Here is a 12762-nt window from a genome sequence, read left to right as displayed (position 1 = left end):
CCATGGCGAACGAGTGCATCCCGTTCTACGAGCCCGGGAAGCGGCTCACCGGGCACGCCACGGCCGCTGTCACCGGCTGCCGGTTCGTGGCCATCTCCGGCAACCGGCAGGCCGACGGGTCCATCTCCGTCGCGCACGCCGCCGCCGGCACCAAGGCGTTCGGCGTCGCCGCCTACGACGCGGCCAGCGGCGAGAAGGTCGGCATCATCCGCGGCGACGGGTTCGTCGTGCCGGTCATGGCCGGCGCGAACCTCGCCGCTAACCAGCGCGTGGAGGTCGGCACCAACGGCCAGGCCATCATCCTCGCCTCCGGCGTCGCCGTGGGCACCGTCGTCACCGGCGCCACGTCCGGCAACCTCGCGCAGATCGCGCTGGACTGAGAAGGCAGGACCTGATGCCCACGCAGCAGACCGCGTACCCGCTGGCCGCACCGACGCTCAGCGGCAACACCCTCACCGTCGACACGGCGCTGGCCCAGCCGACCCGGATCACCCGGCGGATCATGGACATCACGCTGCAGCGGTTCATCGTCGACCGGATCTTCGCTACCGGCGGCACCGCCACCGGCTCGGTCGTCTACGACCAGGCCACCGTCAACGAGCTCTACACCGACCGCGACGTCGAGCGCCGCGGCCCGGGCGACGAGTACCCGATCGTCGGTTCGCAGCGGCCGACGCCGAAGGTCGCCCTGCCCGAGGACTGGGGTGGCAAGTTCTTCATCACCCGGGAGGCGCGGCGGCGCAACGACGTGGCGTTCTTCAACAACCAGGTGACGCAGTTGGCGAACACCATCGTCCGCCGGGTGAACACGAACGCGATCGCGGTGCTGGAGGCCGCGATCGCGTCGCTCGGCGGTGCCGGCACGTTCGTTGGCCACAACTGGGCGACCGTGGTCACGGCCGGGGCCAGCCAGACCAACAACTCCGGCTGGCCGGCGGCCGACTTCGCCAACGCGCAGTACCTCGCCGACGTCGACGAACTGGGCGTGCAGTACGACCTGTGGATCGTCAACCCGAAGCAGAAGATGGACCTGGTCACCGCCTACGGCAACGCCTTGCCCGACATGCTGGAGGCGGCCGGGATCGACGAGATGTTCGCCTCCAACCGCGTCCCGAACGGCACCGCGTACGCGGTCGCGCGGGGCCAGGTCGGCGAGCTGCGCGTCGAGCAGGGCCTGGAGACTGAGACGTGGTACGAGCAGGCCACCAAGCGCGACTGGGTCCAGTCCTCCGTCGTGCCGATCATGTACGTCACCAACCCGTACTCGATCAAGAAGGTGACCGGCCTTAATGGGTAGTTCTTGATAAGCTTGGGTTCGTGACCGGGCCCAAGCTCTTCAAGTTCTGCAAGTCGTGCCAGTCCTCGAAGCCCACCGAGGACTTCTACCGCCGGAGCAACGGCTACCTCAGCGCCTGGTGCAAGCCCTGCACCACTGCTGCCAACAATCGAGCCAAGGCCGAGAAGCGCAGGCAGGCACGCGAGCTTGCCGCGTCTCTTCCGCCGTCCGACCTGAAGCGCTGCACCAAGTGCCTTGAAACGAAGGCCAGTTCGGACTTCTACGCCCGGCACGCCGAGTGCAAAGAGTGCCTCAGGGAGCGTGCCAGGGCGCGACACGCGCTCCCGGAGGTCAAGGCGCGGATCTCGCTCCAGCAAGCCGAGTACCGCGAGCGCAACCGCCCCGCCATCCGAGCCAGGCAACTCGCCAGGTACGGCCTCAGCCCCGAGGAGTACGACGCCCGCTACGACGACCAGTCCGGTCGCTGCGCGATCTGTGCAGCACGCGGCGAGAGACTCGGCACCGGCGGATCGGCGAACCGGCATAACGTCCTCGTGGTCGATCACTGCCATGACTCTTCGGCAGTTCGCGGGCTGCTGTGCAACCGCTGCAACCGAGCGATCGGCCTCCTCGGCGACGACATCGACACGTTACGGCGAGCCATCGCCTACCTCGCCGCCTCCGCAGAGGGGCGGTGACAACCCGAACGGAGGCAGCCTGAATGGCTGAGAAGACGATCGTCCACGGCAGCTTCTGGTACCTGGACCGGGACGGGCTGCACCAGACTGCGGTCCGGGGCGACACCGTCGACATCACCCGGGACGAGGACCTGAAGCGGGGCGAGCGGCACGGCGCGTTCGCCACCGATGAGGACCTGGCCGAGGGCTCCGACTTCCGGGCGTTCGTCGACCGGCGGGCGGCGGCCGGGACCCCGGGCGTGGTGTACGTCGACCCGGCCGACGTCGAGGCCCGCACCTCGCCGGCCGGGTCGGCCGACCCGCGTATCCAGTCGGGCCTGATCGACCCGGCCACCGTGCCGGGCACGCCCGGGGGCGGGGCGACGGCCAGCGAGGGCCGACCGCCGGTGGCCGCGTCGAAGGCCGACTGGGTGGCGTACCACGTCGACCAGCGGCCCGACGACATCGACGAGGCGACCGCCCGGGCGGAGGCCGAGGCGATGACGAAGGCCGACCTGGTCGCCCGCTACAACGGCAAGCAGGACTGACCGGTGGCGGAGCTGTTCGAGCTGGAGGACCTGCGGAAGCTGCTGCGCCTGCCGGTCGACGAGTTCGACAGCGACGCCGCGGGCATCGCGCGCCGTCAGGCCGGTGGCTGGCTATCGGACGCCACCGGCCTGACCGTGTGGCCGGATCCGGTACCGGAGCGGCTGTGGTCGTGGGGCATCGAGTTGGCCGCGATCGCCTACAACAACCCCGACGGCGCCCAGTCGGAGCAGATCGACGACTACAAGGTCGTCAACGACGCGCAGCGACGCGGGCAGATCCTCGACGCCGCCCGGGCCGCGTATCCGTCGGCCGCCCCGACCGGGGCCGGCCCCCAGTGGTCGTTCCCTGCACCGGACTGGTCGTGGGAGACGCCGCGATGCTGACCGGGAGGTGTGGTCGATGGCTGTGGCGCCTGCGCTCGCCCGTGGCCGCCGGGCCGCCGAGCAGTTGATGGTCGACCGGTGTGTCATCCGGCGCAGGACCGGGGAGAGCACCGACGACGACGGCACCATCACCCCCACCTGGGAGACCGTGTATCCGCTGCCAGGTGGTGTGGGTCGGTGCCGGCTGCGGCAGCCGACCGCGCTGCCCCGCACCGACGACGACGGCCAGGGGGTGCTGCTGATGCTGCGCCGCGAGCTGCAGTTGCCGGCCTCGGCGGTGGGGGTGCGGGCCGACGACACGGTCACCGTGACCGCCTCACGGCACGACCCGGACGCGGTGGGCCGCTCGTTCGTGGTGCGCGGCCTGCACCACGCGTCGCAGGCCACGATGCGGCGGCTGCAGGTCGAGGAGAGGACAAGCTGATGCCGATCCGCATCGACCACGGCGACTTCGATGAGTGGGCGCAGAGCATCGAGGACGCGATCGCCCGCGCGCCGGCCGAGGCCGCGAAGGTGCTCGGCCGGGGGGCTCTGAACATCAAGAAGGACGCGCAGCGCACGGTGCGGCGGAAGCTGCGGGGCCGCCGTTCGCACCTGCGCCGCTACCCGTACTCCATCGGCTACGACGTCTACCAGGGGCTGCGCGGCCCGACGGCGGACATCGGCCCGGACAAGAACAAGACACGCCTGCAGGGCCCGTTCGGCGCGATCGTGGAGAACGGGTCGCTGACCAGCGCCCCGATGCCGCACATGCGGCCGGCCGGGGAGCGGGAGGCCCCGAAGTTCGCCGCCGCTCTGGAGGATCTGGCGGCGAAGCTGCTGGAGCAGCGGTGATCCGGGAGCACGTGACAGCGATCCTGGCCCTGCTGCAGGCCGCCCCGGGCGGCACGCCGCTGCAGGTGCTCGACGGGGCCGTGCCGGCCGGGCAGACGCCCCCGTATGCGCTGGTGTACTTCTCCGACGCCGACCCCGAGGACTCCGACGACCGGGCGCTGGAGGAGGTGCCGGGCCGGTACGTGCTGTGGGCCTACGTGCACAGCGTCGGGGGCAACGCGGCGGCGGCGCGGGCGGTCGGTAGCCGGGTGCGGGCGGCCCTGCTGGGCGTGGTCCCGGCAGCAACGGGTCGGTCGTGCTTCCCGATCCGGCGGGAGGACGGCGACCCGCCGCAGCGTGACGAGTCCACCGGCGTCCTGCTGATGGACCAGGTGGACGTCTACAGGGTCGAGTCGGTGCCGGCCTAGCGGCGCCGCGTGAACCAGTCGCGGGACTGCTCGGGCACGAAGAGCAAGGCGACGAAAACCGCCCCGCCGATGAGGCGCAGCGGGTCCGGCTCGGCGTTGACACCGGCACCGGTGACGACGGCGATGGCACCGCCGAATCCACCGATCCACTGAACTGCCCGCCACCCGCGCCAGATGCCGACCGCGATGAGGCCGTAGACGACGGTGACGATGGCGGCGATCGTCGCCGCGAAGCCACGGCTGTAGTACGGGTGGGCTGCGGCGGTGACGAACTGGACCAGGCCGTAGAGCACGACGATGAGCGTCGCGGCGACGATGGCGGCGGGTGCCCGGCGGGGTGCCGGAGCGGACTCGACCGGCCCCGGTTCCCCGGCGACGATCTGCTCGATCTCGGCCCGGGTCACGCCGAAACGACGCTCAATCTCTTCGACTTCCTGGCCGTCTGCGTACGCCGCGATGATCTGGTCGCGGTCGATGTCCCTCGCCATGCCGGACACCGTACCGGCGGCGGTCACCTGTCACTGTCCGCCGTCTGGGCGGACCTGTCTGATCAGGAGGTGCGCGCCGATGGCGCTGCTCACCGCAACCTCGGTCCCCGGCGGCACGGCGGTGACCGTACCGTCGGCGGCCGTCAACTCCACCGACACGATCTCCGGCAGCGACGTCGGCCAGTTCGGGGCGCTGCTGGTCGTCACCAACGGTGGCGGCTCGTCGATCACGGTCACGATCACCGACCCCGGGGTGACCGCCGTCGGCAACGCCGGCACCACCGTCGCCCAGAGCATCCCGGCCGGCGCCAGGCGGTGGCTGCGCATCCTGCCCGGCCACGTCAATCGGTCGACCGGTGTCGCGACGGTCGCCTACTCCGGCACCACCTCGGTGACGGCCGAACTCGTCCGGGGCTGAGGAGTCGAGATGACGAAGAAGACCACGTACTGGATGACCGACGGACAGGGCAACGTCGCTCTGATCGAGGGCGCCGACGCCCGGGACCAGTGGAAGCCGCTCGGCTGGGCGGAGACGGACCCTCCGGGGCCGGGCGCGCAGGTGTGGGTGCGGCACGAGGAGAACGGCGGTCGGGCCCGGCTGCCGTTCGCCGCGCTGGAGTTATGGCGTCCGAAGGGCTGGATGGAGTGCGACCCGCCGCCCGCGGTCGACCCGTTCCACGCGGCCGACCCGGCCGACGTCGTGAATCCGGTGCAGGTGTCCGAGCCGGCGTCGCCGGCCGCGATCAAGAGGGAGAAGCAGGATGGGTGACATCCCCGGCGACGGCAAGGTTCGGGTCGACTTCGTGCTGGCCATCGCCAACATCTTCGTGCCGACCGCCAGCGAGCTGAACGCCGGTCTGCGGATCAGCCAGTGGATGCCGGCGGACGGCCTGGTGGGTTTCCGGCCCGAGACCGCGGACGTGGGCACCAGCGGCATCGAGGACGACTTCGACACGAACACGAACGGACGCCGCAGCTTCAGCGGCACCCTGGTGCGGCTGAAGAAGCAGACCGGCAGCGACGCGGCGTACACCACGATGCTCCCGGACGTCGAAGGCTTCCTGGTGATCCGCCGGTCGATCGCCGCCGCGACCGCGTACGTGTCGGGTCAGCACCTGCAAGGCGTGTATCCGGTGATCTGCGGCGAGACCGCGTGGATGGACCCGGAGCCAAACACCATCGACCGGTACGAGGTGCCGCTGAAGCTCCGGCTGAAGCCCGCGCTGCGCGTCAACGTCGCCTGATCGGACCCCTGATCGCGGGGGCGGGCCACCTGGCCCGGCCCGTCCCCGCTCCACGTCCAGGGCCAGGGTGAAGGGCCAGGACATGAGCAACATCAAGGACCGGATCAAGTCGGCGCGGCTGCCCGAGCGGACCGTACCGATCTGCCTACGCGGCGACCTCACCGCCGAGTTCGAGGATCTGGAGCGGCAGCTCGAAGACGCGCTGCGCACGCCAGCGACCTCGCTGGAGGGCGACGGGGCGGGCAGCATCGCCGAGCGGATGGAGGTGCTACGCCAGCAGATGCGCGACGACACTACCGCGTTTCGGGTGCGGGCGATGCCCCCGCCGAGGTGGCGGGCGTTCTGCGCCGAGCATCCGCCCCGCAAGACCGACGCCGGCGAGGTCGACGAGCGCGACCGGCTGATCGGCGTGAACGTCGAGACGTTCTACGAGGCCCTCATCCGCAAGTCGGTGGTCGAGCCGGCCCTGGACGACGAGGACTGGGCCGCGCTGCTCGGTGACGACGGGGTGCTCACGGACCGGCAGTTCGCCGATCTGGCCGACGCGGCGTGGTCGGTGAACCGGCGCGAGGTGGACATCCCTTTCTCGCTCGTCGCCTCGCGGATGAACCGGCCTTCCGGGACCGAGTAGAGGCGGCCGAGCGGCTCGGCATCCCACCGAGCCGGTTGGACGGACGTGAGCCGGCGGAGTCGACCCGCTACTACTACGACCGGCGTGGCCGGGTGGCGCGGTCCGTCACGGTGCGGGAGCCGGAGTGGACGGAGCAGGACCGGGCCGAGATCCTCGCGCTCGGGCACTACCGGGCGCAGCGGTGCCCGTGCGGCTGCGGCCAGCGATACGCCGATGTGACCAGCCCGGAAGAGGGCGGCCCGCAGTTCGTTGCCGAGCGGCTGGTGTGCCGAGCGCGGCTCGCACTGCTGGAGGCGCAGAAGGCTGCGGAAACGCGGGACATCGTCGGCGGTGCCCGGCTGTGGCACGTCCGAATGGTCGGGGGTGAGGGGTAGTGGCGCTGCGCACGGTCGGCGTGAAGCTGACGGCCGAGGTCGGCGGGTACATGGCCGGGCTCCGGCAGGCGGGTACCGCCACCAGGGCGTTCACGGCGGAGATGGACAAGGCGGCGCGGGCTGGCCGGCTGGACCAGGTCGCCGATCAGGCGGCGATGATGGGCGTGGGCCTGCTCGGCACCGCCGGGCTGGCCGCGAAGTTCGCGATGGACTTCGACCGCCAGATGAGCGCTGTGCAGGCGGCGACGAAGGCCAGCTCGGCGGACATGGAGCGGCTGCGGGAGGCCGCTCTCCAAGCGGGCAAGGACACCTCGTTCAGCGCCACCGAGGCGGCGCAGGGCATCGAGGAGCTGGCCAAGGCCAGTGTCTCGACGACGGCGATCCTGACGGGCGGCCTGCGCGGGGCGCTGGACCTAGCCGCCGCCGGCGGTCTGAGCGTGGCCGAATCCGCTGAGGTTGCCGCGAGCGCGCTGACCCAGTTCAAGCTGTCCGGGGCCGACGTTCCGCACGTCGCCGACCTGCTCGCCGCCGCTGCTGGCAAGGCCCAGGGCAGCGTCCACGACATGGGCATGGCCCTCAACCAGGCCGGCCTCGTGGCCGCGCAGACCGGCCTCAGCATCGAGGAGACCACCGGCGGCCTGGCGGCGTTCGCGTCGGCGGGTCTCACCGGCTCCGACGCTGGTACGAGCTTCAAGCAGATGCTGCTGATGCTCCAGGCACCGTCGGGCTCCACCAAGGCCCTGATGGACGACCTGGGCATCTCGCTGTACGACGCCTCCGGCAACGCCAAGGGGCTCGCCCAGTTCGCCGGTGAGCTGCGGGCGAAGATGCAGTCGCTGACCCCTGAGGTGCGGGCCAACGCCATGGCGACGATCTTCGGCGCTGACGCGGTGCGGGGCGCGTCGATCCTCTACGAGCAGGGCGCTGAGGGCGTCCAGGCGTGGATCGACAAGGTCAACGACGCCGGGTACGCCTCCGAAACCGCAGCGATGCGCACGGACAACCTGGCCGGGGACATCGAGCGGCTGAAAGGCTCCCTGGAGACCCTGGCGATCGAGTCGGCGTCCGGGCCCAACAGCGGGGTGCGGGTGCTGGTGCAGACCCTCGACAGTCTCGTCGGCGAGCTGTCGGCCCTGCCGCCGGCGGTGGGCAGCACGCTGGTGGTGATGGCCGCGCTGGGCGGGGCGACGACCCTGCTCGGGGCCGGGTGGGTCAAGGCACGGCGGGCCAACGCGGACTTCCGCGAGGAGCTGGCCGCGACAGGGCCCGCTGGCACTCGGGCTGCCCGCGGCCTGGAGGCGGCTTCGAAGTGGGCGGGCCGGGCCACGATGGCGTTCGCTGCCCTCCAGGTCACCGGGGCGATCGTCAGCAAGATCGCGGGCGAGCTGAACCCGCAGGTCGACGCGATGGCGCAGGGCCTGGCGACGTGGGGCGCGTCGGGACAGCTCGCGGGCGAGTCCGCGCGTGTGCTCGGCTCCGACATGAAGGACCTCAGCGTCGGCCTGAAGTTCCTGGCCGACACCGACAACGACCGCAGGAAATTTGCGAGGTGGGGACAGGACCTGCTCGAAGGCGTCGTGCCCGGCTTGGATTCGACGAACACCAGCCTGACCCGCACCCGGGAGCGGGTGCAGGCGATGGATCAGGCGCTGGCGCAACTCGTGTCTGGGGGGAAGACCGAGGACGCTCAGGCCGCCTTCGATCGGCTCGCCGCTGAGGCCGCGAAGTCCCGCGTGACCGTCGAGGAGCTGCGCAAGCAGTTCCCGGCGTACGCGGCTGCGTTGGAGACAGCGGGTGCGGCTGCTGCCGAGGCGGTGTCGCCGACCAGCTCGCTGACCGGCGCCACCAAGGAGTACAAGACCGCATCCGACGCGGCTGCTGCCGCTGCTCGCGGCCAGCGGGACGCCCTGGTCGACCTGTCCGAGAAGATGAAGGCCGAGGTCGACCCCGTGTGGGGGCTGCTAGACGCCCAGCAGAAGCTTGCCGAGGCGCAGCGGGAGGCTGCGAAGGCGGTCAAGGAGCACGGCCGCAACAGCGACGAGGCGCGCGAGGCCAGCCGGAAGTTGGCGCTGGCGGCGATCACCTTGCAGGGCGCGGCCGGCGAGCTCAGCGGCACCTTCGACGGGCGGATGACGCCCGCGCTGAGGGCGACGCTGGAGGCGGCCGGGCTGACCGAGCGGGAGATCAAGGACGTCGAGCGCCAGTTCCGGGACGCGAAGGAGTCCGCCGAGGAGTACGACGGCGACTACAAGGCGGCGGTGTCCGCGCCGGGCGTGACGAAGGCGGACAAGCAGCTCAAGGACGCGAAGGCCAAGGCGGACGCGTTCGACGGCCGCTACAAGGCGCTGATCGACATCGTCGGCTACCCGGTGGCCCTGGACCGACTCAAGCGGCTGTCGACGTACCAGCAGGCGCTGAAGAAGGGCACGATCCCGGCGAACTTTCAGGGGCCGGTGCAGGGGCGGGACTACCACTCCGGCGGCTGGACCGGGCCGGGCGAGAAGTATCAGCCGGCGGGCACCGTGCACGCCGACGAGTTCGTCATCAAGAAGGAGTCTCGGCGCCGCATCGAGGCGACGTATCCGGGCCTGCTGGACGAGATGAACGCGACCGGCCAACTCCGGCACGCGCACGACGACGGTGGGTACGCGGACGGCGGGCGGGTGAAGTGGCCGTACCCGACGACCGCGAAGCGGACCCGCATCCCCTCCTTGGCGGAGGTGGCCAGCGCGGTGATGCCCGACTTCGGGGCGTGGCCGTCGTCCCCGTCGGCGCAGAGGGGCGATTCGGGGATCTGGCGGAGCATCGCCGCCCTGATCCGGGGCACCGGCCCGATGTCCGGGAGCTTCGGCAACGGATACCGGCCGGGCGATCCGCTGTGGCACGGCAGCGGGCGCGCGGTCGACTGGATGGGCTACAACCAGGACGGCTTGGCGAAGTTCCTGGCCGCACGCCGGCCGCTGGAGCTGATCCACCGGACGGCCAGCCGGGACTACGCGTATACCCGGGGCGTCAACAAGGGCAGCTTCAACAACGCGCTGATGGAGGCGCACCGGAACCACGTCCACATCGCCATGCAGAACGGCGGGGTGATCGCGGAGCCGGTCGTCGGAGTCGGCCTGGCCAGCGGCAACAGCTACAGCTTCGCCGAGCGGGGCCCGGAGACGGTCGTCCCCGGTGTCGGCGCGACGGCGGGCGGCACGGTGGTCCGGCAGGTCATCGAGCACCGGCACACGGTGGTCATCGAGGGCACCGGCGTGCTGCGCGGCGTGCAAAAGATCATCCGTCTTGGTGGCGGCAGCGCCCAAGACACTCTTGCCCCGAGGTGGTGAGCCGTGAGCGTCTTCCCCTTGACCTTCCGGGTGCAGATCGCGCCCGGGGCGAGCCTCACCGCCGACCCGGCAACGTGGGTGTGGCAGGACATCACCCGGTGGGTGCGGGCCGGTATCCGCATCACCCGGGGCCGCTCGGACGAGGGCGGCACCACCTCCCCGTCGAGCTGCGCGCTCACGCTCAAGAGCCCGGCTGGCCGATGGCTGCCGCGCAACCCGGCCAGCCCGGAGTACCCGGGCTGGCGGCTGGGCTGCCCGCTGCGGGTGCAGGTCAGCGTGCTCGGGCAGTGGTGGACGCGGCACACGGGGTTCGCCTCGGAGATCGAGCCCCGGCTCGCTGACCGGGGCGTCGACACGTACGAGGTCGACGTGGTCGCCTCCGGCATCACGCGCCGGCTCGCGCAGGGCTCGGCCGTGCGCAGCCCGCTGCTGCGGCAGATGAGCAGCATGGGGCTGCTCGCCTACTGCCCGCTGGAGGACGGGGCCGGCACCACCTACCCGGCCGTGTACGGCCGCCAGTCGCAGCCTCAGCCCGCCGCGCGGGCGGCCGGGCCGCTGACCTTCGGGGCGGACGCTAATGGCCTACCCGGGTCGGCGTCGGCGGTCCGCCTCGACTCGACCACGGCGCGGATCGCCATGCCGGTGGGCGGCGGAGTCTTCATCGTCGGCGACACGACCGTGGCGACGGTCATGGTCTACGTGACGTCGCCGCAGCTCGACGTCGAGGCGGACCTGATGACGGTCACCGTCAGCAGCCCCCAGGTCGACAAGATCACCGTCCGGGCTAGCAAGACGACCCTGAAGGCCACCGCGTACCTCGACGGCGACCAGGTCGGCACGACGAGCATGCCGTGGCCGGACGGGGCCGATCCCACCACCGGGTGGGTGGGCGTGCAGGTGACGCTGACCCGGCCCGGCCTCGTCAGCTTCCTCCAGCTCGGGCTACGGGTGCACGCGGTCGGCGATCTGACCTGGACCGCGTCGCCCACCGGCGGGATCGCTGGCACGATCGTCGGGCAGATGACGGCGGTGACGCTGCTGCCCGCCGGGGTGCAGGGCACCACCTACGCGCACCTCGGGGCGACCGTGCGCCCCTCGCTGCCCACCTCGACGGCGTGGGCGGCGGCCGGGTACGCGGGCGAGGATGCGGGCGCCCGGCTGGAGCGGCTCGCCGCCGACCAGGCCGTGCCGCTGGTGCCGGTCGGCACCGCGGAGACGGCGATGGGCCCGCAGCCGGTCGGCGGGCTGCTGGACCTGGCCCGGGAGGTGGAGGCCGCCGACGGGGGGATGCTGTACGAGTCCCTGGATGGGCGGCTGGCCTACCTGCGGCGGGTGGACCGGTACAACCGCCCGGTCGACATCGGGCTGGTCTACTCCCAGCTCGCCCCGGGGCTCGCCCCGACGAGCGACGACCGGTCCGTCCGCAACGACTGGACCGTGTCGCGTCCGGGCGGCGCCGGTGGCGTGCAGGTGTCCGACGAGGCGCACGTGGCCGAGTACGGCCGGTATGAGCAGTCGACGTCGGTCAACGTCGCTACCGACGCCGACGCCGGAGACCAGGCGTCCTGGCGGGTGCACCTCGGCACCGTCGAGCAGATGCGCTACCCGGTGCTCACCCTGAACTGGGGCCGCGAGCAGACGGCAGCGGCGTTGCCAGCGTGGCTGGCCCGCGACCCGCTCGGCGCCCGCCTCACCGTGACCGGCGTGCCGCCCGAGCTGTCCGTGGACGGCGTCATCGACCAGCAGATCGAGGGCTACACCGAGCAGCTCGACCGGTACGCGTGGACGGTCACCATCAACACGAGCCCCAACGCGCCGTGGCGGGTGGCGCTCGTCGACGGCGAGGACCGGGTGGCCGCCGATGGGTCGACGCTCGCCGCGCCCCTGGCCGCCAGCGCGATGACCCTCAGCCTGGCCAGCACGGCGGAGAACGGGCCGTGGACCACCGCCGCCGAGGACTTCCCGCTGGACCTGCGGGTCGGCGAGGAGCGGGTCACCGTGTCGGCGATCAGCGGCACCAGCAGTCCGCAGACCGCCATCATCACCGCCCGCGGCGTCAACGGCATCCGCCGGTCCTGGCTCGTCGGGACCGAGGTGGACGTCTGGTTCCCGGCCATCGTCGCGCTCTGACCTGATCTGAGAGGAGGCACCCCTTGGCCGTGCTCATGCAGTCCGGGATGCGCATCACCCCGGCCCGGCTCAACGGCTCGTACTACCAGGACGTACTCACCGGCTTGGTCGTACCGAGCGCTTTCACGTTGCTCGACTTCCTCGCCCGGCTGCGCCCGTCGTCCGGCACGTGCTCGGTGTGGCTGTACGTCCGGTCGGAGAGCAACATCGCGGCGGGCTCCGGCGGCATCGCCCCCAACATCGTCGACACCCTGTGCGCCACCCTGCCGGTCGGAACCCGCCCACCGGCCATCACCGGAGGGCTTGCCTGGGGCAGCGGCACCAACCACGGCGAGGGGCTGATCAACCCAGACGGGACGGTCCTCCTGCGCTCAACCACGATCGCCATCCCCGCCCAGTCCAACATCAGGATGTTCGCGACCTACTCGCTCTGAGGA

The 12762-nt window shown here is 71.6% G+C and carries 17 protein-coding genes; 16 read left to right on the top strand and 1 reads right to left on the bottom strand.

The window, feature by feature from the left end; genetic code table 11:
• Positions 1–2 precede the first annotated feature (2 nt).
• Genes LPU43_RS19610 through LPU43_RS19575 form a run of 8 tightly spaced genes read left to right on the top strand, consistent with a single transcriptional unit; the run spans position 3 to position 4126 of the window.
• Complete coding sequence (locus LPU43_RS19610) at positions 3–380, top strand: capsid cement protein (RefSeq protein WP_229401924.1); 378 nt, start codon at positions 3–5, stop codon at positions 378–380.
• Between the two features lie 14 nt (positions 381–394).
• Positions 395–1297, top strand: a complete 903-nt coding sequence (locus tag LPU43_RS19605) for a major capsid protein (protein WP_229401923.1) — start codon at positions 395–397, stop codon at positions 1295–1297.
• Positions 1298–1317: 20 nt separating this feature from the next.
• Entirely contained in the window at positions 1318–1974 is a 657-nt protein-coding gene (locus LPU43_RS19600; protein ID WP_229401922.1) for an endonuclease VII domain-containing protein, read from the top strand.
• A gap of 23 nt (positions 1975–1997) precedes the next feature.
• Entirely contained in the window at positions 1998–2501 is a 504-nt protein-coding gene (locus LPU43_RS19595; RefSeq protein ID WP_229401921.1) for a hypothetical protein, read from the top strand.
• 3 nt (positions 2502–2504) lie between these two features.
• Positions 2505–2885: a hypothetical protein gene (locus LPU43_RS19590; RefSeq protein ID WP_229401920.1), complete on the top strand. Its 381-nt coding sequence runs from the start codon at positions 2505–2507 to the stop codon at positions 2883–2885.
• A gap of 16 nt (positions 2886–2901) precedes the next feature.
• A complete protein-coding gene (locus LPU43_RS19585) occupies positions 2902–3309 on the top strand; it encodes a DUF6093 family protein (RefSeq protein WP_229401919.1) in 408 nt (135 codons plus the stop codon).
• Positions 3309–3719 carry a hypothetical protein gene (locus tag LPU43_RS19580; RefSeq protein ID WP_229401918.1) on the top strand — a complete coding sequence of 137 codons (411 nt, stop codon included), beginning with the start codon at positions 3309–3311 and terminating at the stop codon, positions 3717–3719. The genes LPU43_RS19585 and LPU43_RS19580 overlap by 1 nt, the downstream gene beginning before the upstream one ends.
• Positions 3716–4126 (top strand): gp17 family tail completion protein, encoded by a 411-nt coding sequence (locus LPU43_RS19575; RefSeq protein ID WP_229401917.1) that lies wholly within the window; start codon positions 3716–3718, stop codon positions 4124–4126. The genes LPU43_RS19580 and LPU43_RS19575 overlap by 4 nt, the downstream gene beginning before the upstream one ends.
• On the opposite strand, the gene LPU43_RS19570 is transcribed toward LPU43_RS19575, so the two are convergent.
• Positions 4123–4641 carry a hypothetical protein gene (locus LPU43_RS19570; protein ID WP_229401916.1) on the bottom strand — a complete coding sequence of 173 codons (519 nt, stop codon included), beginning with the start codon at positions 4639–4641 and terminating at the stop codon, positions 4123–4125. The two genes, LPU43_RS19575 and LPU43_RS19570, sit on opposite strands and share 4 nt — an antisense overlap.
• Before the next feature lie 52 nt (positions 4642–4693).
• Between LPU43_RS19570 and LPU43_RS19565 the strand changes: the two genes are divergently transcribed.
• The 8 genes from LPU43_RS19565 (at position 4694) to LPU43_RS19530 (ending at position 12759) form a co-directional block, all read left to right on the top strand.
• Positions 4694–5032 carry a hypothetical protein gene (locus LPU43_RS19565; RefSeq protein WP_229401915.1) on the top strand — a complete coding sequence of 113 codons (339 nt, stop codon included), beginning with the start codon at positions 4694–4696 and terminating at the stop codon, positions 5030–5032.
• Positions 5033–5041: 9 nt separating this feature from the next.
• The gene (locus LPU43_RS19560) at positions 5042–5383 is read left to right on the top strand and encodes a hypothetical protein (protein ID WP_229401914.1); all 342 of its coding nucleotides are present in this window, start codon (positions 5042–5044) and stop codon (positions 5381–5383) included.
• A complete protein-coding gene (locus LPU43_RS19555) occupies positions 5376–5858 on the top strand; it encodes a phage tail tube protein (RefSeq protein ID WP_229401913.1) in 483 nt (160 codons plus the stop codon). The genes LPU43_RS19560 and LPU43_RS19555 overlap by 8 nt, the downstream gene beginning before the upstream one ends.
• A gap of 82 nt (positions 5859–5940) precedes the next feature.
• Entirely contained in the window at positions 5941–6489 is a 549-nt protein-coding gene (locus tag LPU43_RS19550; RefSeq protein WP_229401912.1) for a hypothetical protein, read from the top strand.
• 35 nt (positions 6490–6524) lie between these two features.
• Positions 6525–6863: a hypothetical protein gene (locus LPU43_RS19545; protein ID WP_229401911.1), complete on the top strand. Its 339-nt coding sequence runs from the start codon at positions 6525–6527 to the stop codon at positions 6861–6863.
• Positions 6863–10195, top strand: a complete 3333-nt coding sequence (locus tag LPU43_RS19540; RefSeq protein WP_229401910.1) for a phage tail tape measure protein — start codon at positions 6863–6865, stop codon at positions 10193–10195. Before LPU43_RS19545 ends, LPU43_RS19540 begins: the two co-directional genes overlap by 1 nt.
• Before the next feature lie 3 nt (positions 10196–10198).
• On the top strand, positions 10199–12325 hold the full coding sequence (locus tag LPU43_RS19535; RefSeq protein WP_229401909.1) for a hypothetical protein: 2127 nt from the start codon (positions 10199–10201) through the stop codon (positions 12323–12325).
• 23 nt (positions 12326–12348) lie between these two features.
• The gene (locus tag LPU43_RS19530; protein ID WP_229401908.1) at positions 12349–12759 is read left to right on the top strand and encodes a hypothetical protein; all 411 of its coding nucleotides are present in this window, start codon (positions 12349–12351) and stop codon (positions 12757–12759) included.
• The last annotated feature ends 3 nt before the right edge of the window (positions 12760–12762 follow it).

This window comes from Micromonospora okii (assembly GCF_020884795.1).
Lineage (GTDB): Bacteria > Actinomycetota > Actinomycetes > Mycobacteriales > Micromonosporaceae > Micromonospora > Micromonospora okii.
This window is presented reverse-complemented; position numbering and strand designations above follow the sequence as displayed.